Origin of the sequence: Bradyrhizobium sp. LMG 9283 (assembly GCF_045571415.1) — a bacterium.
GTDB lineage: Bacteria > Pseudomonadota > Alphaproteobacteria > Rhizobiales > Xanthobacteraceae > Bradyrhizobium.
The window spans coordinates 7,928,652-7,952,548 of record NZ_CP120691.1 but is presented as its reverse complement, the minus strand read 5'-3'; the positions used below and the strand labels follow the sequence as shown (position 1 = coordinate 7,952,548).

Below are 23,897 nucleotides of genomic sequence, written 5' to 3'. Positions count from 1 at the left end.
GGCGAGATAGTGGTGAGCGTTTCGCCCGAAGCACCGCAGAGCCTCAATGCAGCGGCGCCCGCGCCGCTGCGCATCGTCCTCGACGGCATCGATCGCCTCGGCCGGCTCGACGGCTGGATCGGCGGCGGGTGTCTCTTGATGCTGACGCTGCTGATGCTGTGCGAGGTCGCAACCCGCTTCCTCTCGAACTTCCTGCCGTTCTTCCCGCCGACCATCTCGATCGCCTGGGAATACTCGTCCTACCTGATGGCGGCGTCCTTCACCTTCGGCGCCGCCATGACCCTGCGCGTCGGCGGCCACATCCGCGTCGTGCTACTCCTGAAGAACGCACCAGTGCCGGTCCAGCGCGCGCTCGAGATTCTCTCGGCGGCCGCCGGCTTCGCCTTCATGGCGTTCCTGACCTCGGCCATGGCGAAATTCGCCTGGAGCGCGTTCGTGCGTGGCCAGGTCTCGACCTCGAGCGATACGCCGCTGTGGTTTCCACAAGCCGTCGTCACCTTCGGCATGCTGCTGCTGACGCTCCAGTTCCTGGCGCGCGCGATCCAGGCCGCGCTGGGCCTGCCGCTGGAGGATCACCGAATGAAGGCCTCCCCCGTCGAATGACCGCTTTGCCCGCTCCCGAGTTCAAGATCGCATGACCATCGAAGTCCTCGCCCTCTTTGCGATCCTGTTTGCGCTGCTGGCCTGCGGCGTCTGGATCGGCCTCACGCTTGCGCTCACCGCGACGCTGCTGCTCGCGATGTTCCGCTCGATCCCACTCGACAAGCTGCTGCCGCAATACGCCTGGAACATCCTGACCACGCAGGAGCTCCTGGCGCTGCCGCTGTTCATCCTGATGGGCGAGCTGTTGTTTCGCACCCGCCTGTCGCGCTCGCTGTTTCAGGGATTGGCGCCGTGGGCCGGTCTGCTGCCCGGCCGCCTGCTGCATGTGAACGTGATCGGCTGCACCATCTTCGCGGCGATCTCCGGCTCGTCGGCCGCGACCACGCAGGTGATCGGCCGCATGTCGCTCAACGAGCTGCTGCGCCGCGGCTATTCCCGCGACATCGCGATCGGCTCGCTGGCCGGTGCCGGCACGCTCGGCTTCCTGATCCCGCCGTCCAACATCATGATCATCTACGGCGTGCTCGGCGATGTCTCCATCCTGAAACTGTTCACGGCCGGCGTGCTGCCGGGATTTCTGCTGGCCGCGACCTTCATGGCCTGGGTGATGCTGCACACGAGCCTTAACGGCAGGATGGTCCCGGAGACGGAAGCCAAGCTTTCGCAGGTCCCGTGGGGCGAACGTTTCGCCGCGCTGAAGGACCTCGCGCCGGCGCTGTTCCTGATCGCCTGCGTGCTCGGCTCGATGTATGGCGGGCTCGCAACGCCTTCGGAGGCTGCGGCCGTCGGCGTGCTCGGCGCGGGGCTCGTCGCATGGGCGCAAGGTTCGATGTCGCAGCAGGTGATGCGCGACGTGCTCATCGGCTCGGTCGTCACCTGCTCGATGATCGCGCTGATCGTGCTCGGCGCCTCGATCCTCGGCAATGCGGCGGCATTCCTCGGCATTCCGCAGGCGGTGGCCGCCTTCGTCAAGGGGCTGGGCCTGTCGCCCTTCATGCTGATCGTGGCGCTGATCGTCTTCTATCTCGTGCTGGGCTGCTTCCTCGACGGTTTCTCGATGATTGTGATGACGCTGCCGATCGTGCTGCCGATCGTGAAGGGCGCCGGCTTCGACGAAATCTGGTTCGGCGTTTTCCTCGTGCTCGCCGTCGAAATGGCGCAGATCACGCCGCCGGTCGGCTTCAACCTGTTCGTGATCCAGGGCCTGACCGAGGACGGCCTCGGCTACATCGCGCGCGTCACGATGCCGTACCTGATGATCATGGTCGGCTTCGTGCTGCTGCTGACGCTCTGGCCGGGCATCGTCACGATACTGCCTCGGATGCTTTACGGATAATTTTGCGCCGCCCCGGCTGCACGGCCGGGACGGCGTTTCCATTTCCAAGCCTTACGCCGCCGCCTTTTTCCGCGCTTGCTCGGCCTTGTACAGCTCGAACTCTTCGGCGATCGCCTTCGCAATTGACGGCCGCTGACGCAGCCGCTCGTAATACGCCTTGACGTTCGGCCATTTCGCAAGCTCGATCTGCGGTGTCGCCATGGTCCAGTTGATGACCGTGACGAGATAGGCATCGGCCACGCTGAAATCGTCGAGCAGGAAGTCGCGCCCCTTCAGGTGATTGTCGAGGTAATCGAGCCGCGACAGGTACTTCTCGAGCGCATAAGCCTTTGTCTCCTGCGGTGCCTTGCGGTCGAGCACGGGAATGAAGAGGCCCTTGTGCAGCTCGGTGCCGATGAAGCAGAGCCATTGATGCAGCCGCGTGCGCTCGATGCCGGCGCTCGCGCCGAGGCCGGATTGCGGAAAACGGTCCGCGACATATTGCAGGATCGCGGCGTTCTCGGTCAGCACCACGCCGTCATCGGTGCGCAGCGTTGGCACGAGGCCGATCGGATTGATGGTGCGGAAGTCGGAGCCGTCGTTCAAGACCTTCTTGGTCGGCGGATCGACTTCGAGATAGTTCGCCTCGGCGCCGGCCTCATACAGCGCGACGCGTGTGGCCATCGAGCAGGCGAGCGGCGAGAAATAGAGATCCATCTGTAACCTCCTTGGGCAGTTCCTCTTGGGGTGTCGCTCAACCTGGCCAGATTGATTTTTGTACCATCTTGCATAATATGAGCTCGGTCAAGGATTATTTTGCGAGATGGTACAAAAATCAAAGCCGCCAGCTGCTGCCAATCAGTCCGAGCACCGCGGCGAACCTAAGCGCCGCGGCCGTCCCCGCGCCTACGAGCCTGATATCGCGCTTGGCAAGGCGCTCGACCTGTTCCGCAAGCAAGGCTTCGCGGCCACCTCGCTCGACGATCTCAGCGCCGCAACCGGCATGAATCGCCCGAGCCTCTACGGCGCCTTCGGCGACAAGCGCGAGCTCTACATCAAGAGCTACCAGCGTTATCGCGATGAGGCCGGCGCTTCCATGGTCGAGATCTTTCGCCAGGAGATGCCACTGCGCCAGCGGCTGGAGCGCATCTACGCATCCGCGCTCGACATCTATCTGTCCGGCGACACCGGACCGCGCGGTTGCTTCACGGTCGTGACCGCGGCGTCCGAGGCTGTTGGCGATCCCGAGATCCGCGCCATGGTACTCGACGGTCTCACCGGACTCGATAAGGCTTTTGCCAGTTGCTTCCGCCGCGCCAAGGAGAAAGGCGAGTTGTCGGAGAGCGCCGATCCAATCGCGCTGGCCCAGATCGCCTCCGCCACCATCCACACCATCGCCATCCGCTCGCGCGCCCGCGTCCCGCGCAAGGAGCTGGAGGCGATCGTGAAGGGTGCGATCGATGTGATGTTGGGTGCCAAAAGCCAGGCTGTCGTTCCGGACAAGCGCAGCGAAGCGGAGCGCAGATCCTGAACCCATAACCACAGGAAGACTGCGGCGAAGATCCGGATTTGCCTGCTCGCCTTACGACTTCTACCTGCGGCTATGGATTCCCGCCTTCGCGGCGATGACACCGAGTCTGAAGCGCCAGGGTTCGCGAAATCCGGCGCTCAATATCCCCTTCCCCGATCGACCACGTTCTCCAGCGCGCCGCCCGCCTCGAACCGCGCGATCTGCTCGGCGACATAGGCCGAGATCGCGTCGGCATCGGTGTCGGCGGCATTGTGCGGGGTCAGCACCACTTTCGGGTGGGTCCAGAACCGGCTGTCCTTCGGCTGCGGCTCCTGCACGAAGACGTCGAGCGAGGCAGCGCCCAGCATGCCGTCGTCGAGGCAGGCCAGGATATCGGCTTCGTTCTGCAGCCCGCCGCGGCCGGCATTGATCAGCACGGGCGCGCCGAGCGGGCTGTTGCGATGGAGCTTTGTGAACACGTCGCGGTTGAGGACGCCATGCGTGTCAGGCGTCAGCGGCAGGAGGCAGACCAGAATGTCGGTCGTGCGCAGGAACGCGTCCATTCCGGCGGGGCCATGGAAGCACTCGACTCCGTCGATCGTCCGCGGGCTGCGGCTCCAGCCGGCGACACGGAAGCCGAGCCGCCGCAGCACGTCGGCCGCATCGGCGCCCAATGTGCCCAATCCCATGACGCCGACCGTGATCGCGCTCGCCGGCCACTGATATTTTGGTTCCCAACGTTTCTCCCGCTGCGATTGCCTGAGGTAAAGCTCCTGGCGGTGATGCATCAGCACGTGCAGCACGACATATTCGGTCATGCGATTGGTGAGATCGGGCACGGCGACGCGCACCAGCGGCACATCGGGCAGGCTCTTGTCCGCCATCAGCGCGTCGACGCCGGCGCCGAGATTGAAGATCGCGCGCAGATTGGGGAACGCACCGAGATCGCCCGGCACCGGCTTCCACACCGCCGCATAGTGCACCTCCGCCGGATCGAGCCCAGCGTCCGGCAGCAGCACCACGCGGCGGCCGCCGCAGACCGAATCGAAGCGGGCCTTCCAGCGCTCCGGCAGCCAGTTTTGCTGCGTGCTGTTGATCAGGACGGCCAGTGTGCCCATGGTCATTCGAAGTGCCTCTTAGGTTCCGCTTGAGAAGGACCCTCCTTGGCACGATCTGCCGGATTTTTCTTGCAAATTTTTTCCGCAGCCCTGTCGGGGCGGGGCATATTGGCGCGTCTTCAGAACAGACGAGGAAGGTGCCGCCCATGCTTTACGCTATTCTTTGCTATCACGATGAGGACTTCGTCGGCTCCTGGAGCAAGGACCAGGACGAGGCCGTGATGAAGAAGCTCGCCGTGGTGCAGGAGAAGCTCACCAAGCAGGGCCGGCTCGGCCCGGTGGCGCGGCTGCTGCCGACGACCGCGGCGGCGACGCTGCGCAAGGAGGATCCGCCACTGGTGCTCGACGGTCCTTATGCCGAGACCAAGGAGCAGCTGCTCGGCTTCTACATCGTCGACTGCAAGAACCTCGACGACGCGCTCGACGTCGCGCGCGAGCTTGGAGCCGCCAATCCCGGTGGCGCCTACGAGGTGCGTCCCGTCGGCGTGTTCCGGCCCGGAGGAAATCTGACGTGAGCGAGGCCGACACCGCTTGGATCGAGACGGCGCTGACCTCGGCGCGACCCCAGGCGGTGGGCGCGCTGCTGCGCTATTTCCGCGATCTTGATACCGCAGAGGAGGCGTTTCAGAACGCCTGCCTGCGCGCGCTGAAAACCTGGCCGCAGAACGGCCCGCCGCGCGATCCCGCCGCCTGGCTGATCATGGTCGGCCGCAACGTCGCGATCGACGAGGTGCGGCGCGCCCGCAAGCAGAAGCCGCTGCCGGAGGACGACCAGGCGATCTCCGATCTCGACGACGCCGAAGGCGCACTCGCCGAGCGGCTCGACGGCTCGCACTATCGCGACGACATCTTGCGGCTGATGTTTATCTGCTGCCACCCCCAGCTGCCTGCAACGCAGCAGATCGCGCTGGCGTTGCGCATCGTCTCCGGCCTCACGGTGAAGCAGATCGCGCGCGCCTTCCTGGTCTCGGAGGCCGCGATGGAGCAGCGCATCACCCGCGCCAAGGCGAAGGTCGCCGGGGCCGGGACGCCGTTCGAGGCGCCCGGCGCGGTCGAGCGCTCCGAGCGGCTCGCCGGCGTCGCGGCGATGATCTACCTGATCTTCAACGAAGGCTATTCGGCGAGTGGCGACACCGCCGAAATCAGGAAGCCGCTGTGCGAGGAGGCGATCCGGCTGGCGCGGCTGCTGCTGCGGCTGTTTCCGAGCGAGCCGGAGATCATGGGCCTGACGGCGCTGATTCTGTTGCAACACGCGCGCAGCGCCGCGCGGTTTGCCGAGGACGGATCGCTGATTTTGCTGGAGGATCAGGATCGTTCCTTGTGGAGCGGCACCATGATCGCGGAGGGCCTCGCGCTGATCGACAAGGCCATGCGCCACCGCCGCAGCGGTCCCTACCAGATCCAGGCCGCGATCGCCGCGCTGCATGCGCGCGCCGCGACGCCGGAGGAGACCGACTGGACCCAGATCGATCTGCTCTATGGCGCGCTCGAAGTGGTGCAGCCCTCGCCGGTGGTGACGCTCAACCGTGCGGTCGCGGTCTCCAAGGTGCGCGGGCCGCAGGCCGCGCTCGAGCTGATCGAGCCGCTGGCGCCGAAGCTCGCCAACTACTTCCATTTCTACGGCGTGCGCGGCGCCTTCCTGATGCAGCTCGGCCGCAACGACGATGCGCGCATCGCCTTCGACCGCGCCATCGCGCTCGCCAATACGTCGGCCGAAGCCGCCCACATCCGCATGCATCTCGACCGGTTGATCCGGGATAGCCAGCCGAAGCCGAAGGAAAGCGCCAAGGCGAAGTGATGGCTCACCGTCATTCCGGGTCTGGTTCCTTCGGACCATCCCGGAATGACGGGCAAGAAAAATCTCATCTGCTCCTGTCGGCCCCTGCCGTGCCCCTTCGTCTTAATCCCGTATCCAGGGAGCCATTCATGCTGAAAGCCATTGCCATCATCGCCATCGTACTTGCGCTCGGAATTGCGGGGGTCCTCGTCTTTGCCCTGACGAAGCCCGACGCGTTCCGTGTAGAACGCTCGCTCGCGCTGAAGGCGCCGGCCGATGCGATCTATCCGCTAGTTGCCGATTTCCGCCGTTGGACCGCCTGGTCGCCCTATGAGGGGCGCGATCCCGCCATGAAGCGGACGTTCGGCGGAACCGCGGCGGGAAAGGGGGCGACCTATGCCTGGGACGGCAACAACAATGTCGGTGCCGGCCATATGGAGATCCTGGGAGCGGACGGCTCCTCCAAGCTCCGCATCAAGCTGGATTTCGAGCGGCCGTTTGAAGGGCACAATGTCGCCGAGTTCACCTTTGTGCCGCAAGGCGATGTCACACTCGTCACATGGGCGATGTACGGTCCGGCTCCGTTCCTGTCCAAGCTGATGCAGGTGTTCATCAACATGGACAACATGATCGGCAGGGATTTCGAGGCAGGCCTCGCCGGCCTGAAGAAGCTCACCGAGAAGCAATAGGTCTCACTGCGAACGAAGAAGAGGAGAGAAACGATGCTCAATCCCTATCTGTTCTATCAGGACACCTGCGAGGCGGCGTTCAACTACTACGCCAAGGTTCTCGGCGGCAAGATCGATGCAATGATGCGGGCTTCGGAGGCGCCGCCGGACATGCCAGCCGCACCCGGCCGCGAGAAAATGATCATGCATGCGCGGATGTCGCTGCCCGACGGCAGCGTATTGATGGCCTCCGACGCGCCGCCCGAGCATTTTCAGAAGCCGCAGGGCTTCTCGATCTCGCTCACCGTCACGGATCTCGCGGATGCCGAGCGTAAGTTCAACGCGCTCGCCGACGCGGGCAGCGTCACCATGCCCTTCAGCAAGACCTTCTGGGCCAAGGGCTTTGGCATGTGTGTCGACAAGTTCGGCATTCCCTGGATGGTGAACTGCCCCGCGGAGGGAATGTGACGGGCGCAACGGCGCATGCGGTCCGCTGAGCTGCGATCCCCTCTCTCGAATGCTGCGGGAGAGGGGACATGCATGGACCCGCTACGGCACGTGCCGATCGGCCGCCTGTCCTCTCACCGGATCGATCCAGTGACGTCCTCGCGCGGCGACGGCTCCACGCAGCGCGGGCAGATCACGAGCTTGCTGCCGAGCTGCCTGTCGTTCTCCGCCTGTATTTCGTCATGGACCGCCCACCATGCCTCGGAATATGGGCGCAAAGTGCCGAGCACTCTTTCCCGCTCCTGATTGGGATCACTTGCCGCGGGTGCGCGCTCCGTGACGCGCCGCTTCGCGACATGAGGACGGTTCGGATCCTTGCCAAGACCATCCCACGCGATGGGGCGACGTTCCTGCGCTGGAGCGCCTGCGCACGCGATCAGCGCTGTGCAAAGAGTGAGCAGGATGAAGACGTATCGAATCATGCCATGGGCCTTCGCTGCCTATACGACGCACAGAATCCGCGTGAGACACGCGCACCACGTCAGTTCGATGGAACTCAAGGCAAAACAAATTTGCCGGCATGGCCGAATGTGAGTCGTACTTTCGCATTACTTTGCGGGCGCAGTGAGGCCGCTTCGCGAAACCAGCTGCATCGCACAACAATTGGCGCAATATTGGGCTGTAATCTGCACGCCAGAATCGCTATTGGTGATTCATAAAAGTTACAAAACTGGGATGGACGTCACTTGCAAGGGGAGCGACCGATGGCGGCGGCGCTACAGATCAATTTTGCTCTTTGGGGAATGCTCATCTGCGCCAGCGCAAAGCTGGTACCGATGATACAGAATCTCTTCTGAACGAAGCCAGTGCCTGATGGCGCAGATCGCCCGGTGCGTACGCTGCATGCGAGCGCAGCGAACATGGCGTATGGCCTCGGACCAGCCAGGCAAATCGCCTTCGATGTGACGCGGTTCCCAGCTCTCATTCACATCACACGCGTGGCAGCTGCCAGCTTCGTCAGCGACACCGCGGATAGATCGCGGCGAGATCGCGCCCCTTCAACAGCAGCAGCCGTGAGTTCAGGCCGCCACGGCGGCTGATCCAGTCGCGTACCGGGCCGGGATAGGCGGCAAGCACCGCGACCGATGCCTCCGGCTCGGCATAGAAGCGCCCGTGCCGGTCTACCGAACGCGCGGCATGGAAACCGAGCACCGCGCGCTTGGTGACGCAGATGCGCTCGCCCGGGACGATGCTGAGCACCAGCGTGCAAGCGGACAGGCATGGACCGTCGATCACCACGCGCTCGCCGCTCTCGCGCACTTTCTCGAACAGATCGAGGAACGGCCCGACCTGTCCGCCCGGAGACTGGATGATGCGGATCTCGGCCGCGGCGGGCGTGACGGCGAGCAGCGCGGATGTAAGCGTCAAGGCTTTGAGGAAGGTGATGCGTTGCATGGAGCGCTCTCCGAACATTCGACATCGTAGGGTGGGCAAAGCGTAGCGTGCCCACCATTGGCACCCAAATCCGGAGAAGTGGTGGGCACGGCGCTTGCGCGTCTTTGCCCACCCTACAATTTCCCTGCCTACCCGTTGCGCCTCTGCCCGCGCAGCGTCGGCAGGCCGATACCCGCCGCATCGAAGCCGCCATCCACGGCCAAAATTTGTCCGGTGATGTAGCTCGCGCGCTCCGAGCACAGAAAGTAGATCGCTTCCGCGAGTTCCTCCTCCAAGCCGTACCGGTTGAGCGGGATGGCGTCGTGATAATCGGCGCGGATCTCCTTGGTGTGCACCTGCTTCGCCATCGCGGTGTCGACCGGTCCCGGCGCGACCGCGTTGACGCGGATGTTGAGGGAGGCGAGCTCGACCGCGAGCTGTTTTGTCAGATGCGCAAGGCCCGCCTTGCTGGTGCCGTAGGCCGAGCGCAGGGTCGAGGCGCGCACTGCCGAGATCGAGGTGATGTTGACGATGGCGCCGCCATTGCCGTCGCGCATCAAGGGCACCGCCGCCTTGGTGCAGAGGAACGGTCCGGTGAGATTGACCTCGAGCGCGCGGCACCAGTCAGCCTCCGACGTCTCCATCAGTGGCGCGAACACCGCGATACCGGCGTTGTTGACCAGCGCATCCAACCGGCCGAACCGCAGCTCGATCGTCGTCATCGCGGCGCTGACTGCGGCTGCGTCGGAGACATCGCAGGTCAGCGCCAGCGTCGCCTCGCTTTGGCCGATTTCGGCGACCGCGCGGCCGAGCAGGTCGCCCTCGATATCGAGCAGCGCCACGCGCCAGCCCTCGGAAAGGAACTTCTTCGCGGTCGCAAGCCCGATGCCGCGTGCGGCTCCGGTGACGAGGGCGACTTTTTGCGGGGCTTGCGGCATTGGCTGATCTGTCCTTCTGGCGGAAACGGAAGCCGCACGGGCGGCCAGCGCCTTTTACTTCGCTTCCGTTCCGGTAAGAAAGGCCCTGATCGAACGGCTCTGGCACGGCCGATCGGACGGCGGCGGGGTAGGAAAATGGCGCGTCGCTGCGCCGCATCCGGGAGACGAGCTAATGTGAGATTTCTCCAGCGCCGTGTCGGCGCGCCAAGGATCAGTTCGTCTTCTGACGGAGCGCTGATACCGGTCCAGCCATATCCGGTCCAGCCATATCAGGAGTAGCCATGTCTCTGACCCTGCATTTCCACCCGCTGTCCTCGTTTTGTTGGAAGGTGCTGATCGCGCTCTACGACACCGATGTGTCGTTCACGCCGAATCCGGTCGATCTGGGCAATCCCGGAGAGCGCGAGGCCTTTCTGAAGCTCTGGCCGATCGGCAAGTTCCCGGTGCTGGTGGACGCAGCGCGAGGCGAGACGGTGCCGGAGTCCAGCATCATCATCGAATATCTCGACCGTCATTATCCTGGCCGCACGCATTTGATACCAACGGACCCGGACCTCGCGCTGCGGACTCGTCTGTGCGACCGCCTCTATGATCTCTACGTCCACATGCCGATGCAGCAGATCGTTGGCGATCGGCTGCGTCCGCACGACAAGAAAGATCCATTGGGTGTGGAAGCGGCGCGAGCCCGCATCCGCTCCGCCTATGCAATGCTTGATCAGCGAACCGGACCTTACGCGATGGGAGAAGCGTTCACGCTCGCGGACTGTTCGGCGCTGCCCGCCTTGTTCTATGCCAACAACGTTGAGCCGATCGGCGCTGACCGCTCCAATATCTCCAGCTACCTCGAGCGGCTGAAAGTACGTCCATCGGTGGTGCGGGTCTTGCGCGAAGCCGAGCCCTATCTCGGGATGTTCCCTAAGGAGGGGTGAGATTTCCCCGCTGATGCCCGGCTGTCGATCTTCCGCGTCGGCAACCTCCGCAAAACAATTTTCTGCGGCATGTCGGTTCCCTGAGAGTTCATTCGTCTTGGAGGCGAGGGTGGGCGGCCCCACGACAGTGAAAGCGAGGAAACTCCATGCGATTCATGATGCTGATGATCCCGCTCGGCTACGAGAACGCGCCGCCTGACGTGCAACTCGATCCCGAGCGGGTTGCCGCGATGATGCGCTACAACGAGGCGCTGAAGGATGCCGGCGTGCTGATCACGCTCGACGGCCTGCACCCGCCCTCCATGGGTGCGCGCGTCTCGTTCGCGACCGGCGTGCCTGTCGTGACCGACGGGCCCTTCGCGGAAGCCAAGGAAGTCCTGGGCGGCTATTGGATGATCGAGGTCGCCTCGCGCGAGGAGGCGATCGCCTGGGCGAAGAAGTGTCCTGCCTCGCCCAACGAGATCATCGAGATCCGGCAGGTGCAGGAGATCGCCGACTACTCTCCTGAAGTGCAGGAGATCGTGGCCGGGTTTGGCGACCTGAAGACGTAGACGAGTTGGCCGCGACGCGACTTTCCAACCAATCAACCCTGAGGAGAAGCTCATGAGCACCGAAAACAAATTCCTCGCCGTCTATCTCGGCAGCATGACCGGATCGAAAATGGCGGCCTGGCGCGCGCTGCCCGAGGCCGAACGGAAGGCGAAGGAGCAGGAGGGCATGGCTGCCTGGCACGGCTGGGTCGAGAAGCACAAATCCGTCATCCTCGAGATGGGCGGCCCGCTCGGCAAGACCCGCAGGATCGACGGAAACGGCATCACCGCGGTCAGCAATGCGCTGACCGGTTTCACCGTGGTGCGCGCCGCCTCACAGGAGGAAGCTGCCAAACTGTTCGAGAACCATCCGCATTTTGCGATCTTTCCGGGCGAGGCGATCGAGGTGATGCCGGTCCTGCCCGTTCCGCAGATGTAGCTTCTGGCGAGCGTCATTCCGGGGCGATGCGAAGCATCGAACTCTGGTGCGCAATTGCGCACCTGAGAATCTCGGGATTCCGGGTTCGGCTCAATGAGCCGCCCCGGAATGACTGCGGAGAATACGGGTTAATCACGCGCGATTCCCGCTAGTGACCTTCACGTCCGGCTCATGTAAAGGTCGTTCACATGAGCTGGCGGAAGGAACAGCGCCGCGCCGAGCGCGGCTATCACCACGGCAATCTGAAGGAGGCCCTGTTGCAGGCCGCTCTCGGCCTGATCGCCGAGAAGGGCGCGGCGGGCTTCACCTTTGCCGATGCCGCCCGTATGGCCGGCGTCAGCGCAGCGGCGCCCTATCGGCATTTCCGCGACCGCGACGAGCTGTTGTCCTCGATCGCCCAGCGCGGCTTCGAGCAGTTTGAGGCGCGCCTGTCCGCGGCCTGGGACGACGGGCGGCCCGATACGGTCACCGCGTTCGAACGTGTCGGCAAGGCCTATCTCGCCTTCGCGCGCGAGGAGCCTGCCTTCTACAACGCGATATTCGAATCGGGCGTGCCGGTCGATGCCAATCCCGCACTCCAGGCCGCCAGCGAACGGGCCTTCAACATCATTCGCGCCGCCGCGGAGCGCCTCGCGGCGCTGACGCCACCCGGTACACCCCGTCCGCCGGCAATGATGATGGCGCTGCACATCTGGTCGATGTCGCACGGCGTCGCCTCGCTGTTCTCGCGTGGCGATGCGGCGCGGCGCAAGCTGCCGATGTCGCCGGACGAGCTGTTGGAGGCCGAGGTGCTGATCTATCTGCGCGGGCTCGGCTTCCCGATCGACCGCCGTCCGGCCAGCAAGAGTGCCGAGCCGCCGCCGGTGCCGCCGGAGGCTGCCTCCGGTTCTGGAGTGCCTCCGGGCGGCCCCTGGGGCAAGCCGAAATAAAGTTGCGCAAATAATTCGCCCGCCCTGTCTGGCGGCCGGCTTGACAAAATCGCGGGATGGTCTAGCTATGTAAATGTTATTTACATTCACAACGGCGCAGACGCCGTGATGGAGATGGGAAATGGCCTACACCGCTGATGTCAATCGATGGCGCGGCCCTTCGGACCAATACCAACAGTACGAGCGTCCCGGCATGCTCGATACGCCCTGGCATCCCGGGTGGATCGCCGTGACCATTCTCGGCTTCATCATTTGGTGGCCGATCGGACTTGCCCTTCTTTTTTTCACACTCGGGAGCAGAAGAATGTCGTGCTGGAGCCAACAGGATCGCTGGCAGAACAAGATGGAGCGGATGCAGTACAGGATGGATCGCATGCGTGACCGCATGGAGCGCCGCGGCTTCGGCTTTGGCTTCGGCCCGCCGTCCTCCGGCAACCGCGCCTTCGACGAATATCGCGCCGAGACGCTGCAGCGCCTCGAGGAAGAGCAGCGCGAGTTCAAGGATTTCCTGACCCGTCTGCGTCACGCCAAGGACAAGGAAGAGTTCGACCAGTTCATGGCGCAGCACAGGACGCGGCCGACCCCGCCGCCGACCGACCAGCAGCAGGGCTGACATCTCTCAAAGCCTTCAGGCGCATGCCCCCAAAGTCCTGATGGCCCCGAGCCGCCCGCCTGCGCAACCCGCAGGCGGGCGGTCTGGTCTTGGGGGACCAGCCGCGACGGTCAGGTCGAAGTCACGAGCTGCGCGCGAACCGACGCCAGGAAGTGTTCGTAGGCGTGGTCCACGATCTCGTTGAGCGATCGTGTTCGCGCGAACATCGCCTTGGCCTCGGCGAGAAACTCCTCTCGGGTCGGAATCTTCGGTAGATGCAGATGCGTCAGCGCATCGACGCCGTCATGCGCGCGATCGAGGATGTCGTGCAGCGTCGGCAGTTGCAGCTGGGCGAGGTCGGCCCGGCGCCGCGCCGACGAGATCGCATGCGCCAGGGTCTGAGCATCGAACCGTCCGGCAAGCTCGTGGGCGGCCCGCTTGATGACCCGGGCGCCGAGCGGCTGTTCGTTGCGCAGCACTTGTTCGGGCGGCGCCTTCATGTTCCAGACGACGCCGATCCAAAACAAGACCTTCAGGATGTAATAGGTCACGTCGACCTCCCACCAGCGAAAGCCCTGTCGTACGCTGCTCTGATAGGCGTGGTGATTGTTGTGCCAGCCTTCACCCAGCGTGAACAATGCCAGCAGCCAGTTGTTGCGGGAATCATCGCCCGTCACGTAGCGCTTGCGTCCGTGAACATGGGCAAGTGAATTGATGCAGAAGGTCGCGTGATAGAGCAGCACCGTGCTCCAGAGAAAGCCGACGACCAGACCTGACCATCCCGCCATCAGGAAGCAGAGCGCTGCAAGCGTAAAGGCCGGCAGCAGCTCGAGCCGATGCAGCCACATCAGCTCCGGATAGGCGGCGAAATCGGCGACTTTCACGAGATCGGTCCCGTCGTGCCGCCGGGAAAAAATCCAGCCGAGATGGCTGTAGAGGAAGCCGCGGTGACGCGGCGAATGCACGTCAGTTTCGGTGTCGGAATGCAGGTGATGGTGTCGATGCTTGGCCGCCCACCACAAGACGCTCTTCTGCGCGCTGCTCTGTGCGAGCCAGGCCAGGACGAACTGAAACACCCGGCCGGTCGCAAACGCCCGATGCGAGAAATAGCGGTGGTAGCCGGCTCCTATCGCAAACATCCGCACGCAATAGAGTGAGATGCAGATCGCGACGGCCTGCCAATCGATGCCTGACCAGATCGCTGCAATGCAGCCGAGATGGACCAGGAGAAACGGTAGGACGGAGGGATACATGATGTCGTCGTGCTCGTCGTCAGCGGCGGTATTGGGCGACATGTTTTCAGAGTGACCTTGAACGAAGAGGATGCGCGCCACGCTCCAGCGGAGCTAAAGCCTGTCAGGTGTGAAAAACCCCGCTGATGGCGTGCCACCGCGGGGTCGCGAACGAGATGCTTTGCCGGTCCATTCCGGCCAAAGCAGTCGGCCGAAGCTCGATGGCTGAGCATATGGTTCTGAATGCCTGGTATGCAAGCACGTAGTCTCACGGAGCCGCTGCGGCGCTGAGCCACTGGCCGGCTTGGCGCACAGGTGACCGACGGCCTAGATTTGTCACCTGAGAAGGAGGCATCGGAGGCGACGATGACGGGAGCTATGACGGTGACGAGCGGCGACCTCTGGCGGCAAATGCGCGCCGAGGCGCACCACGCAGGCGCCGCAGATCCCATCTTCGGCAGGGTCCTCGTAGACGCCATTCTCGCCCACGACGATCTTGGCGCCGCCTTGTCTGATCTGATCGGGCGACGGCTTGGTGGCAGCGCCGCCACACGCGCGCGCTTCACGGCGTTCGCCAACGAGGCCTTGCACGGCGAGCCGGATTTGGTCGAGGCGGCAAGCCGCGACCTGCAAGCGATCGTGTTTCGCGATCCGGCCATCGCCGGCCTGTTGCCGCCGATGCTACATTTCAAGGGATATGCGGCGCTGCAGGCCTGGCGCGTCTCGAACTGGCTCTGGCGTCATGATCATCGCGACGCGGCGCTGCTGTTTCAGAACGAAGCGTCGAACGTGCTCCAGGTCAGCATTCATCCGACGGCCAGCATCGGGTCCGCCGTGTATCTCGATCACGCCACCGGCATCGTGATCGGCGCCAACGTCGTCATCGGCGACGACGTCACCATCCTTCAGAACGTCAGCATCGGCCGCAGCAGCGAACTGCCGGCGCGCTCGCCGCGCATCGGCTGCGGCGTCTACATCGGCGCGGGCGCAAGCATCCTCGGCGACATCAGCATCGGCGATTTCGCCAAAATCGGCGCCGACACTGTCGTGACGAGCGACATCCCCGCTGGCTGCACGGCGGTCGGCTATCCTACGCGCCTGACCAACTGCCCCGAGTCCGCCCCAGCCGCCTGAGGCGCCCCTCGCTTAGGCGGCGCGGCGGTGGCTTTCGCCGCCATGAGGCGGCGTGACCGGCTCCGAGCTGGTCTGGCCCGGTGCATCCATCACGGCGACGTGATGCCGATAGACCATCTCCCAGCCCTTCCATCCCGTGAACAGCAGGATGCCGAGCACGACCAGCGAGAGCACCACGCCCCACGGCTTGATCGCGGCCTCTGCACCCTGCGCGTAGCGAAGATAGAAATTGACCAGTGCCAGCACGACCGCCGTGAGATTGCCGACCATGTGGTACCAGGCGTCATTGAGACGGCGGATGCGCGGCTCGCTCAAGAAGTCCGTAAAGCCGGCTACGGCGGCAACCAGCGCCATGACGATGCCGGCGCCGATCAGCCACATCGTGGCGCGCGCCCAGAAGGCGTCGCCGGTTCCAATGAAGGCCAGATCGGCGATGGGCGCGCCGACCAAGAACGCGACGGGGAACGGGATGAGCATGGGGTGGAGCGGATGATCGCCGATGGCGGCGGTCGTCTTTGGGTTGATGGTCATGGCAGGAGCCTCGCCGAAATGATTTTCCGGACAATGTTCCGGGGCGAGGGGGGTTCCTTCGGTTGGACGTGGGCGCGGAACTCGTGCCCCGGACGCAGCGCAGCGTCTCTTGGCCGATGCGGTGCGTCCGGGACACGAGCCATGGCCGGCCCGCCGCCCCATCCCCCTGCGCTGCCTGCCTTTCCGGCAGCCAAATTCGCGGCCGGTAACCCCGCATTAACCAACGCCGGGCTCTGGTAAGAGCGGACAGTCACGCCCGAAGCCGTGTCGAGGCCCTTAGTTTTGACATCTTGGCGGGGAATGCAGGCGGCCGGCTTGGACGAGCCCTGCACCCCAGAAAGACAAGGCTTTGAGCGGGCTTGCTGGCCGCGCGCCGGTTCTAGCGCGGCTGTTGGGGAACACCGGCAGCGAATGGCTGGCCGAAGGACATTAGGTAACGATCGCCTTGAGAGGATACTGCTTATGAATCCGGCCGACGTGGCTCAGTCAGCCCTTCCGGTTGCTGCCTCCGCCGACGTGTCGCTGATTGCGCTGTTCTGGCAGGCTCACTGGATCGTGAAAGCGGTGATGCTGGGACTTCTGTCCTGCTCGGTCTGGGTCTGGGCGATTGCCATCGACAAGATCTTTCTTTACGCGCGCACCCGCCGCTCGATGGATCGGTTTGAGCAGGCGTTCTGGTCCGGCGAGTCGATCGAGGAGCTCTATCGCACGCTTTCGGCCAAGCCGACGCATTCCATGGCGGCCTGCTTCGTGGCTGCGATGCGCGAGTGGAAGCGTTCCTTCGAGAGCCATGCCCGCTCGGTCGCAGGGCTCCAGATGCGCATCGACAAGGTGATGAACGTCTCGATCGCGCGCGAGGTCGAGCGCCTGGAACGGCGCCTGCTGGTGCTGGCGACTGTCGGCTCTGCCGGCCCCTTCGTCGGCCTGTTCGGCACGGTCTGGGGCATCATGTCGAGCTTCCAGTCGATCGCGGCGTCGAAAAATACCTCCCTGGCGGTGGTGGCCCCCGGTATCGCCGAGGCGCTGTTTGCGACCGCGGTCGGCCTTATCGCCGCCATTCCTGCCACTATTTTCTACAATAAGTTCACGTCCGAGGTGAACCGTCAGGCTCAGCGGCTGGAGGGCTTCGCCGATGAATTTTCAGCCATTTTGTCCCGTCAGATCGACGAGCGGGGCTGACGGACGGCATGTATAGTGTGAAGGGCAATTTGGGCACGCGATCATGGCGATGAACGTTGCGAGTTCGTCCGGCGGCGGTGGGCGCCGCGGCCGGCGCAAGCCGGTCGTGGCCGAGATCAACGTCACGCCGATGGTCGATGTCATGCTGGTGCTGCTCATCATCTTCATGGTGTCGGCGCCGATGTTGACGGTCGGCGTGCCGCTGGACCTGCCTCAGACCCAGGCCAAGAGCCTCGAAAACAACGACCAGAAGCCGATCCAGATGTCGGTCGACATCAAGGGCAAGGTGTTCATCAACGATGCCGAGATCGCGCTGAACGAGCTGGTGCCGAAGCTCAAGGCGATCACGGATGCGCGCGGCGGGCTCGAGGAACGCATCTATCTCCGCGCCGACAAGAAGGCGGATTACGGCACGGTGGCCAAGGTGATGGGCCTGTTGTCCGGCGCCGGATTCAAGAAGCTGGCGCTCGTCACGGAAGCGGATCAGGGGTCTTGAAGCCGTGAAGGTGAACGTCGACAAGACACTCGTTGCGTCGATTGCCCTCCACGTCCTCGTGCTGGGATGGGGGCTGCTCACCTTTAGCAGCAAGGCTTACATCGCTCCGGAGGAGTCGCTTCCGGTCGACATCATCTCCACCGATCAGCTCGCCAAGATGATGGCGGGGCAGAAGACCGGCAAGAAGGAAGAGCCGAAGCCCAAGGTCGAGAAGATCGCGGAAGCGAAGCCCGAAGAGGATGCCGTCGGCAAGGTCACCGAGAAGAAAGAGCTGATCAAGACCGACTCGGCGCCCGAGCCGCCGCCGAAACCCGTCGAGAAGCCGGTCGAGAAGAAGCCCGAGCCGCCGAAGCCGGTCGCCGAGGCCAAGCCGAAGGAAGAGCCGAAGCCGCAGGAAAAGAAGCCTGATCCGGCCAAGGAAGATCCGATCGCCGAACTCCAGAAGAAGCTGGAGACCAAGAAGCCGCCGCCCAAGCCGGTGGAGCAAAAGGTCGCTGCGGTCCAGCCACAGCATCAGCCGAAGCCGAAGGAGCGCACTTTCGATCCCGCGCAGATCCAGCGCGACCTCGACAAGCGCGCCGCGACTCGGCACGAGCTTGCCGGCTCGGCGCTGAATGCGTCGGCCTCGCTGGGGGCGGCGACGGGGACAGCCGCCAACAACGTCGCGACCTGGCGGGGTGCGTTCCAGGGCGCCGTCAAGCGCTGCTTCACGCCGACCTATAACGGACAGGACGCCGATCAGTACGAGGCCGACATCGACATTCCCATGAAGATCGACGGATCGCTTGCTTCGGAGCCGATTGTCGTCGCGGTGCGAGGACCGTCGCGCTCGATTGCTCAGGCCATCGCCGAGAGTGCCAAGCGCGCCATCGTGCAGTGCCAGGTCTATTCGTTCATGCCGAAGCAGCAGTATGAGAGCTGGAAGCTCATTCCGATGACCTTCGGTCTGAAAGATATGTTGTGACATCCGAACAAAAGAATTTTGCGATGAATGACGTCCGATCGATGAACCGCCGCCGCTTCATGACCGTCACCGGATCGACGCTTGCCATGCTCGGGAGCGGACGCGCCTTCGCTCAAGGGCAGGAGGGCCGTCTCCGCATCGATCCCACGGCATTCCAGCCGATCCCGATCGCGATCACCAACTTCCTGCCGGGCTCGCCCTCCGACGGCGAAGTCGGCAACGGCGTTACACAGGTCATCACCAACAATCTGAAACGCTCGGGCCTGTTCGCACCGATCGACCAGGCCGCCTTCATCGAGCGCATCAGCAACATGGACGTCGCGCCGCAATTTCAGAACTGGAAGACCATCAACGCCCAGGCCCTCGTCACCGGCCGCATGACGCGGCAGCCGGACGGCCGCCTCAAGGCCGAATTCCGCCTGTGGGACGTCATCTCCGGCCAGCAGCTCACGGGACAACAATATTTCACCTCGCCGGAATATTGGCGCCGCATCGCCCACATCATCTCCGACCAGATCTACGAGCGGATGACCGGCGAGAAGGGTTATTTCGACAGCCGCGTGGTGTTCGTCGATGAGACCGGATCGAAGGAGCGCCGTGTCAAGCGGCTTGCCATGATGGATCAGGACGGCGCCAATGTGCGCTACCTGACCCGCGGCTCCGACCTCGTGCTGACGCCGCGCTTCTCGCCGAACTCGCAAGAGATCACCTACATGGAATTTGGCCAGGGCGATCCGAAGGTCTATCTCTTCAACATCGAGACCGGCCAGCGCGAGATCGTCGGTAACTTCCCCGGCATGACCTTTGCGCCGCGCTTCTCGCCGGATGGCCAGCGCGTCATCATGAGCCTGCAGCAGGGCGGCAATTCCAACCTGTTCGTGATGGATCTGCGCTCGCGTTCGACCACGCGCCTCACCGATACGCCGGCAATCGACACGTCTCCGTCCTACTCGCCCGACGGCACTCGCATCTGCTTCGAGTCCGATCGTGGCGGCAGGTCGCAGATCTATGTGATGGCGGCAGGCGGAGGACAGGCGCAGCGCATCTCCTTTTCCAAGGATGACACCAACGCCAGCTATTCGACACCAGTGTGGTCGCCGAAGGGCGATTACATCGCCTTCACCAGGCAGGGCGGTGGCCAGTTCTCGATCGGCGTCATGAAGCCCGATGGCAGCGGCGAGCGGCTGCTCACCTCCGGCTTCCACAACGAGGGCCCGACCTTCTCGCCGAACGGCCGCGTGCTGATGTTCTTCCGCGATCCCGGCGGCAACAGCGGGCCGTCGCTGTACTCCGTCGACATCTCCGGCCGCAATGAGCTGAAGGTGCCGACGCCGGGCTTCGCCTCCGACCCCGCATGGTCGCCGCTGCTGTCCTCGACGTCGGGCTGACAACCTCGCAGTTGAAACATCGCGTGTTCAGAACGCGCGATGTTTTCGAAAAAGCGCGCCGATTTTTTCGCGTTCGTTGCGCAGAGCAAGACTTCCTTCACCTTGCGCCCGGCAACGCTTGCCTAGCTGCTTGATATCTAAGCGGAAATATATTCGTTATTACCGAAAAACAACTCGAATTTAACGATGTTCCCTCAGAAAAGCTTCATCTCGGCTGGGTAAGACTACGCGCCGAACAGGACGCGCGTACAAACCAAAATGCAGTTCGCAAGCCAGAGCGGAGAGCACGGGCAGCCGCCGCGGGTCAACCCGGCAGCGCAAATCGATTCGCTCTTTGAAGCGCCGGGACCGCTGCTGGCCGGACTCATCTTCGTGTCGATCGGTGCTGCGCTGACGGCGCTGAAGACGGGCGAGCCCCTCATTTGGGCATGCGTGGCGCTACTCGTCTTGGCTGGGACGGTGCGGGCGATCGACTTGCGTCGCTATCAGGCGCGTAAGTCGAACGTGACCGCCGAGGCGGCCAAACGCTGGCAGACGCGTTATCAGATCGGTGCGATGATTCAGGCAGCTGCGATTGGCACCTGGTGCGGCACGACCCTGCTTGCGACCGACGACGCGGTCGCGCACATGATTGCTCTGTCGGTCACCACAGGCATTGCCGCAGGGGGAGCGGCAAGGGCGTACGGACGACCGTCGATCTTCCATCTTCAGGCCGTGCTCATTTTCGCCCCGGCGGTCTTGGCATTGGCGTGGCGCGGCACGCCTTACTATGTCGCGATGGCGGTTGTGAGCGCTGCCTTCCTATTGGCGATCATGCAGCTCTCGGTCAACCTGCACAGGATATTCATGAGAGCGGTGGTGGCCCGCGAGCGCGAAGCGGCGCTCGCGGGCCAGTTCGACACCGCCCTGAACAACATGCCGCACGGGCTTTGCATGTTCCACCTCGATGGGCAGCTCGCCGTGATGAATCACCGTTTCGCGGCGATGATGAGCCTGCCCGACAATCTGCCGCAGAGCGGCGCCAGCGCGCGCGACATCATCGCGGCGTGTGTCAAAGCCGGATCCATCTCGGTTGCGAACGGCGAGCAGATCATCGCTGGCATCGAGAGTTCGCTGGAGAAGGAGATCATCACCGCCGATACGAACATCGAGCGAAATCGGTCGCTGTCCTGGACCGTTCAGCCGATGGCAGACGGAGGAGCCGTGCTGCTGCTCGAGGATATTACGGAGCGGCGCAACGCCGAAGCCAAGATCAGCCATCTTGCGCGATATGATGACCTCACGGCCCTCCCGAACAGGGTCAATTTCCGCGACGAGATCGAGCACCTGCTGGCTGTCTCGCACGATGCGGAGCAGCTCTCCGCGCTGCTGTTCATCGATCTCGACCAGTTCAAGCAGGTCAACGACACGCTGGGCCATCCCTGCGGCGACCAGCTCCTGTGCGCCGTCGCCAACCGCCTGCGCGAGATGCTGCGGCCCGAGGATTTCGTCGCCCGGTTCGGCGGCGACGAGTTCGTCGTGTTCCAGCAGAACATCGCCGCGCCCGAGGACGCCGCAGCGCTCGCCCGCCGCATCGTCGAGCGGTTGAGCGAGCGTTATCGCATCGACAATCACCTGGTCGAGATCGGCGCCAGCGTCGGCATCGCACTGACCTCGCCTGACGGCACCAGCGCCGATACGCTGCTCAAGAACGCCGACATGGCGCTGTATCGCGCCAAGGCCGACGGCCGCGGCACCTTCTGCTTTTTCCGCGACGAGATGGCGGCGACCGTCGAGGCCCGCCGCATCCTCGAGCTCGACCTGCGCAAGGCGCTCGCCAACGAGGAATTCGAGCTGTTCTTCCAACCGCTGGTCAATCTGAAGTCCGGCAAGATCACCACCTGTGAGGCGCTGCTGCGCTGGAATCATCCGGTCCGTGGCACGGTTTCGCCGGTCGATATCATCCCGGTCGCCGAGGACATGGGCCTGATCGTCGATCTCGGTCGCTGGATCCTGCGCCGCGCCTGCATGGAATGCATGAAGTGGCCGGAGAGTGTCAGCGTCGCCGTCAACTTCTCGCCGCAGCAATTCCACCAGCGCGATGTCTTGAGCGAAATCCGCTACGCGCTCGAAGTGTCGGGCTTGCCGGCGCATCGACTGGAGATCGAGATCACCGAGTCCTCGCTGCTGCGCAACACCCAGCTCACTCACGACATCCTGTCGCAATTGCACGCGCTCGGCGTGCGCATCTCGCTCGACGATTTCGGCACCGGCTACTCCAGCCTCAGCTACCTGCACAACTTCCCGATGCAGAAAGTGAAGATCGACCGTTCCTTCCTCGAAGGCATCGATACCGACCGGCCGTTGACGCTGCTGCGCGGCGTCGCGCGGCTGTCCGCCGACCTCGGCATGGCCGTCGTGGTCGAGGGTATCGAGACCAACGAGCAGCTCGAGCTGATCAGCGCCGACGGCACCGTGACCGAAGGGCAGGGGTACCTGTTCAGCCGGCCCGTTCCGGCGGTGCGAATCCGCCAATTGCTCAACGCCTCGCATGGCCGCCGTATGCCTGACGACCAGCTCGCCGTCGCGTCATCGCGATCGGCCTGATCCTTTCCTGGCAGCTTCCTTCATCACAATCGGCTCTCGCTTGCTCCGTAGTCTTGCGGAGCCCGCAAAAGTTAACCCTAACAGTTCTAAGGCTTTGCAATTTCGTTAAGGAACCATTAATCTCCTGCTACTCGCGGAAGTTGCTTGGAGTGTAGAGGTAGCAGATGAAGTCCGGAGCCGAACCGACCTCGGCGCTCCTTCCCCGAGGGGCAGCGTTGTTTGACCGCATCGATTACCGGCTCATCGAAACTCCCGAGGACAAGGACAAGCTGTATTTGATGCGCTACCGCGCCTATCTGCAGGCCGGTCTGATCGAGCCGTCCGCTTCACTGCGCGTCAGCGATCGCTTCGACGAGACGCCCAACACCTGGAATTTCGGGATCTATGTTGATGGAGAGCTTTGCAGCTCCGTCCGCATTCATCTTCTGACCTCGGAATGGCGGATGTCCTATACCACCGAGGTGTTCGGCGACATGCTGCATCCCCGCCTCGATCGCGGCGAGGTCTTTGTCGATCCGTGTCGGCTTGTTGCTGATCCCGACAAGCACCAGCGCTTTCCCGAACTGCCCTACCTCACGGTCCGCCTGGCCTTCGTCGCGTGCGATCACTTCAATGCCGACACCGGCCTCGCCATGATCCGGACCGATCATCAGGCGTTTTACCGCCGCATCTTCCTGCACGAGACCATTTCGCCGGAGCCGCGGGGGTTTCCGGGCTGGCCCACCAAGAAGGCGGTCCTGATGGCGACCGACGTTCGGCGGCAGCGGGACAAGGTTCTGGCACGCTTTCCGATCATGCGCTCCAGCGCGTTTGAGCGGCGCATGCTGTTTGAGCGGAGCACGGCGCGCCAAGCCGCGACCCGACCGGTGCTGCTAACCACGCCGCGTAACCTGGATGTGTCGGCTCCGGCGCTTGGTTCCGTCCAGTAGGAGCAACCAGGCCTTCGATTAGGCCTAAAATTCCAGCAAAGGCCGGCGCTTTTGCCGACCGACGCGGCTTGCCTTCACCCTCGCGCCACATTTACAACTCATTAACCATGCCGGTTGCTTTTCGCTGGTTGGGGGGCATTTGACCGGCTGTGGCAAGGTTCCGTCAAGGTTGACGGAACGTTCGCTTAACCAACCCCCTGTAGACCGGACAGCAGTGGACTAACGTGAG

At 63.7% G+C, this 23,897-nt stretch carries 26 protein-coding genes; 19 read left to right on the top strand and 7 right to left on the bottom strand.

The genetic code is table 11. From position 1 onward, the window contains the following. Nucleotides 1-9: 9 nt before the first annotated feature. Nucleotides 10-603 carry a TRAP transporter small permease subunit gene (locus tag P6U29_RS37005; RefSeq protein ID WP_407115055.1) on the top strand — a complete coding sequence of 198 codons (594 nt, stop codon included), beginning with the start codon at nt 10-12 and terminating at the stop codon, nt 601-603. 31 nt (nt 604-634) lie between these two features. Next, nucleotides 635-1,939, top strand: coding sequence for a TRAP transporter large permease (locus P6U29_RS37000; RefSeq protein ID WP_407115054.1), 1,305 nt, complete (start codon nt 635-637; stop codon nt 1,937-1,939). 51 nt (nt 1,940-1,990) lie between these two features. Here the strand turns inward: P6U29_RS37000 and P6U29_RS36995 are convergent, their stop codons facing one another. After that, nucleotides 1,991-2,635: a glutathione binding-like protein gene (locus tag P6U29_RS36995; RefSeq protein ID WP_407115053.1), complete on the bottom strand. Its 645-nt coding sequence runs from the start codon at nt 2,633-2,635 to the stop codon at nt 1,991-1,993. A 106-nt stretch (nt 2,636-2,741) separates the two neighbouring features. Here P6U29_RS36995 and P6U29_RS36990 point away from each other — a divergent pair, with 106 nt between their 5' ends. Beyond that, complete coding sequence (locus P6U29_RS36990; RefSeq protein ID WP_407115052.1) at nt 2,742-3,449, top strand: TetR/AcrR family transcriptional regulator; 708 nt, start codon at nt 2,742-2,744, stop codon at nt 3,447-3,449. Nucleotides 3,450-3,586: 137 nt separating this feature from the next. Here P6U29_RS36990 and P6U29_RS36985 read toward each other — a convergent pair whose 3' ends face one another. After that, entirely contained in the window at nt 3,587-4,552 is a 966-nt protein-coding gene (locus tag P6U29_RS36985; protein WP_407115051.1) for a 2-hydroxyacid dehydrogenase, read from the bottom strand. A gap of 140 nt (nt 4,553-4,692) precedes the next feature. Between P6U29_RS36985 and P6U29_RS36980 the strand changes: the two genes are divergently transcribed. From P6U29_RS36980 to P6U29_RS36965, 4 genes are all read left to right on the top strand, one after another. Further along, a complete protein-coding gene (locus P6U29_RS36980) occupies nt 4,693-5,061 on the top strand; it encodes a YciI family protein (protein WP_024337611.1) in 369 nt (122 codons plus the stop codon). After that, the gene (locus P6U29_RS36975; RefSeq protein ID WP_407115050.1) at nt 5,058-6,344 is read left to right on the top strand and encodes an RNA polymerase sigma factor; all 1,287 of its coding nucleotides are present in this window, start codon (nt 5,058-5,060) and stop codon (nt 6,342-6,344) included. Before P6U29_RS36980 ends, P6U29_RS36975 begins: the two co-directional genes overlap by 4 nt. 128 nt (nt 6,345-6,472) lie before the next feature. After that, complete coding sequence (locus tag P6U29_RS36970; RefSeq protein ID WP_407115049.1) at nt 6,473-7,012, top strand: SRPBCC family protein; 540 nt, start codon at nt 6,473-6,475, stop codon at nt 7,010-7,012. Between the two features lie 33 nt (nt 7,013-7,045). After that, nucleotides 7,046-7,459: a VOC family protein gene (locus tag P6U29_RS36965; RefSeq protein WP_407115048.1), complete on the top strand. Its 414-nt coding sequence runs from the start codon at nt 7,046-7,048 to the stop codon at nt 7,457-7,459. A gap of 113 nt (nt 7,460-7,572) precedes the next feature. Here the strand turns inward: P6U29_RS36965 and P6U29_RS36960 are convergent, their stop codons facing one another. The 3 genes from P6U29_RS36960 to P6U29_RS36950 all read right to left on the bottom strand — a co-directional run bounded on the left by P6U29_RS36960 (nt 7,573) and on the right by P6U29_RS36950 (nt 9,810). Further along, nucleotides 7,573-7,920: a hypothetical protein gene (locus P6U29_RS36960; protein ID WP_407115047.1), complete on the bottom strand. Its 348-nt coding sequence runs from the start codon at nt 7,918-7,920 to the stop codon at nt 7,573-7,575. 535 nt (nt 7,921-8,455) lie between these two features. Then, nucleotides 8,456-8,893 carry a hypothetical protein gene (locus P6U29_RS36955; RefSeq protein ID WP_407115046.1) on the bottom strand — a complete coding sequence of 146 codons (438 nt, stop codon included), beginning with the start codon at nt 8,891-8,893 and terminating at the stop codon, nt 8,456-8,458. A gap of 128 nt (nt 8,894-9,021) precedes the next feature. Next, nucleotides 9,022-9,810: an SDR family NAD(P)-dependent oxidoreductase gene (locus tag P6U29_RS36950; RefSeq protein ID WP_407115045.1), complete on the bottom strand. Its 789-nt coding sequence runs from the start codon at nt 9,808-9,810 to the stop codon at nt 9,022-9,024. A 281-nt stretch (nt 9,811-10,091) separates the two neighbouring features. Here P6U29_RS36950 and P6U29_RS36945 point away from each other — a divergent pair, with 281 nt between their 5' ends. From P6U29_RS36945 to P6U29_RS36925, 5 genes are all read left to right on the top strand, one after another. After that, entirely contained in the window at nt 10,092-10,739 is a 648-nt protein-coding gene (locus P6U29_RS36945) for a glutathione S-transferase family protein (protein WP_407115044.1), read from the top strand. A 146-nt stretch (nt 10,740-10,885) separates the two neighbouring features. Continuing rightward, on the top strand, nt 10,886-11,290 hold the full coding sequence (locus P6U29_RS36940) for a YciI family protein (RefSeq protein ID WP_407115043.1): 405 nt from the start codon (nt 10,886-10,888) through the stop codon (nt 11,288-11,290). Between the two features lie 52 nt (nt 11,291-11,342). Continuing rightward, nucleotides 11,343-11,708, top strand: a complete 366-nt coding sequence (locus P6U29_RS36935) for a YciI family protein (RefSeq protein ID WP_407115042.1) — start codon at nt 11,343-11,345, stop codon at nt 11,706-11,708. A gap of 188 nt (nt 11,709-11,896) precedes the next feature. Next, nucleotides 11,897-12,637: a TetR/AcrR family transcriptional regulator gene (locus P6U29_RS36930; RefSeq protein ID WP_407115041.1), complete on the top strand. Its 741-nt coding sequence runs from the start codon at nt 11,897-11,899 to the stop codon at nt 12,635-12,637. 121 nt (nt 12,638-12,758) lie between these two features. Beyond that, nucleotides 12,759-13,250, top strand: a complete 492-nt coding sequence (locus P6U29_RS36925) for a DUF2852 domain-containing protein (RefSeq protein WP_407115040.1) — start codon at nt 12,759-12,761, stop codon at nt 13,248-13,250. Between the two features lie 110 nt (nt 13,251-13,360). Here P6U29_RS36925 and P6U29_RS36920 read toward each other — a convergent pair whose 3' ends face one another. After that, a complete protein-coding gene (locus P6U29_RS36920; protein WP_407115039.1) occupies nt 13,361-14,524 on the bottom strand; it encodes an acyl-CoA desaturase in 1,164 nt (387 codons plus the stop codon). A gap of 303 nt (nt 14,525-14,827) precedes the next feature. Between P6U29_RS36920 and P6U29_RS36915 the strand changes: the two genes are divergently transcribed. Then, complete coding sequence (locus tag P6U29_RS36915) at nt 14,828-15,595, top strand: serine acetyltransferase (protein ID WP_407115038.1); 768 nt, start codon at nt 14,828-14,830, stop codon at nt 15,593-15,595. 12 nt (nt 15,596-15,607) lie between these two features. Here P6U29_RS36915 and P6U29_RS36910 read toward each other — a convergent pair whose 3' ends face one another. Then, the gene (locus P6U29_RS36910; protein WP_407115037.1) at nt 15,608-16,126 is read right to left on the bottom strand and encodes a DUF2231 domain-containing protein; all 519 of its coding nucleotides are present in this window, start codon (nt 16,124-16,126) and stop codon (nt 15,608-15,610) included. 462 nt (nt 16,127-16,588) lie between these two features. On the opposite strand from P6U29_RS36910, the gene tolQ reads away from it, so the two are divergent. The 6 genes from tolQ to P6U29_RS36880 all read left to right on the top strand — a co-directional run bounded on the left by tolQ (nt 16,589) and on the right by P6U29_RS36880 (nt 23,668). Beyond that, entirely contained in the window at nt 16,589-17,305 is a 717-nt protein-coding gene (gene tolQ, locus P6U29_RS36905; protein ID WP_028180156.1) for a protein TolQ, read from the top strand. Nucleotides 17,306-17,348: 43 nt separating this feature from the next. Further along, nucleotides 17,349-17,801 (top strand): protein TolR, encoded by a 453-nt coding sequence (gene tolR / locus P6U29_RS36900; protein WP_407115036.1) that lies wholly within the window; start codon nt 17,349-17,351, stop codon nt 17,799-17,801. Nucleotides 17,802-17,805: 4 nt separating this feature from the next. Then, entirely contained in the window at nt 17,806-18,765 is a 960-nt protein-coding gene (locus tag P6U29_RS36895; RefSeq protein WP_407115035.1) for a protein TolA, read from the top strand. A gap of 41 nt (nt 18,766-18,806) precedes the next feature. Next, nucleotides 18,807-20,153: a Tol-Pal system beta propeller repeat protein TolB gene (tolB, locus tag P6U29_RS36890; protein ID WP_407119537.1), complete on the top strand. Its 1,347-nt coding sequence runs from the start codon at nt 18,807-18,809 to the stop codon at nt 20,151-20,153. A gap of 258 nt (nt 20,154-20,411) precedes the next feature. Continuing rightward, nucleotides 20,412-22,739 (top strand): putative bifunctional diguanylate cyclase/phosphodiesterase, encoded by a 2,328-nt coding sequence (locus P6U29_RS36885; protein ID WP_407115034.1) that lies wholly within the window; start codon nt 20,412-20,414, stop codon nt 22,737-22,739. A 164-nt stretch (nt 22,740-22,903) separates the two neighbouring features. Continuing rightward, entirely contained in the window at nt 22,904-23,668 is a 765-nt protein-coding gene (locus tag P6U29_RS36880; RefSeq protein WP_407115033.1) for an N-acyl amino acid synthase FeeM domain-containing protein, read from the top strand. The last annotated feature ends 229 nt before the right edge of the window (nt 23,669-23,897 follow it).

Bases quoted from the DNA above. Each gene is read 5' to 3' on its own strand.
- P6U29_RS36935 (WP_407115042.1), top strand. From the start codon at position 11,343: ATGAGCACCGAAAACAAATTCCTCGCCGTCTATCTCGGCAGCATGACC.
- P6U29_RS36970 (WP_407115049.1), top strand. From the start codon at position 6,473: ATGCTGAAAGCCATTGCCATCATCGCCATCGTACTTGCGCTCGGAATT.
- P6U29_RS36880 (WP_407115033.1), top strand. From the start codon at position 22,904: ATGAAGTCCGGAGCCGAACCGACCTCGGCGCTCCTTCCCCGAGGGGCA.
- tolB (WP_407119537.1), top strand. From the start codon at position 18,807: ATGAACCGCCGCCGCTTCATGACCGTCACCGGATCGACGCTTGCCATG.
- P6U29_RS36995 (WP_407115053.1), bottom strand. From the start codon at position 2,635: ATGGATCTCTATTTCTCGCCGCTCGCCTGCTCGATGGCCACACGCGTC.
- P6U29_RS36985 (WP_407115051.1), bottom strand. From the start codon at position 4,552: ATGACCATGGGCACACTGGCCGTCCTGATCAACAGCACGCAGCAAAAC.
- P6U29_RS36960 (WP_407115047.1), bottom strand. From the start codon at position 7,920: ATGATTCGATACGTCTTCATCCTGCTCACTCTTTGCACAGCGCTGATC.
- P6U29_RS36930 (WP_407115041.1), top strand. From the start codon at position 11,897: ATGAGCTGGCGGAAGGAACAGCGCCGCGCCGAGCGCGGCTATCACCAC.
- P6U29_RS36920 (WP_407115039.1), bottom strand. From the start codon at position 14,524: ATGTCGCCCAATACCGCCGCTGACGACGAGCACGACGACATCATGTAT.
- P6U29_RS36910 (WP_407115037.1), bottom strand. From the start codon at position 16,126: ATGACCATCAACCCAAAGACGACCGCCGCCATCGGCGATCATCCGCTC.
- P6U29_RS37000 (WP_407115054.1), top strand. From the start codon at position 635: ATGACCATCGAAGTCCTCGCCCTCTTTGCGATCCTGTTTGCGCTGCTG.
- P6U29_RS36955 (WP_407115046.1), bottom strand. From the start codon at position 8,893: ATGCAACGCATCACCTTCCTCAAAGCCTTGACGCTTACATCCGCGCTG.
- P6U29_RS36885 (WP_407115034.1), top strand. From the start codon at position 20,412: ATGCAGTTCGCAAGCCAGAGCGGAGAGCACGGGCAGCCGCCGCGGGTC.
- tolR (WP_407115036.1), top strand. From the start codon at position 17,349: ATGGCGATGAACGTTGCGAGTTCGTCCGGCGGCGGTGGGCGCCGCGGC.
- P6U29_RS36940 (WP_407115043.1), top strand. From the start codon at position 10,886: ATGCGATTCATGATGCTGATGATCCCGCTCGGCTACGAGAACGCGCCG.
- P6U29_RS36990 (WP_407115052.1), top strand. From the start codon at position 2,742: ATGGTACAAAAATCAAAGCCGCCAGCTGCTGCCAATCAGTCCGAGCAC.
- P6U29_RS36915 (WP_407115038.1), top strand. From the start codon at position 14,828: ATGACGGGAGCTATGACGGTGACGAGCGGCGACCTCTGGCGGCAAATG.
- P6U29_RS36965 (WP_407115048.1), top strand. From the start codon at position 7,046: ATGCTCAATCCCTATCTGTTCTATCAGGACACCTGCGAGGCGGCGTTC.
- P6U29_RS36945 (WP_407115044.1), top strand. From the start codon at position 10,092: ATGTCTCTGACCCTGCATTTCCACCCGCTGTCCTCGTTTTGTTGGAAG.
- P6U29_RS36925 (WP_407115040.1), top strand. From the start codon at position 12,759: ATGGCCTACACCGCTGATGTCAATCGATGGCGCGGCCCTTCGGACCAA.
- P6U29_RS36980 (WP_024337611.1), top strand. From the start codon at position 4,693: ATGCTTTACGCTATTCTTTGCTATCACGATGAGGACTTCGTCGGCTCC.
- P6U29_RS36950 (WP_407115045.1), bottom strand. From the start codon at position 9,810: ATGCCGCAAGCCCCGCAAAAAGTCGCCCTCGTCACCGGAGCCGCACGC.
- tolQ (WP_028180156.1), top strand. From the start codon at position 16,589: ATGAATCCGGCCGACGTGGCTCAGTCAGCCCTTCCGGTTGCTGCCTCC.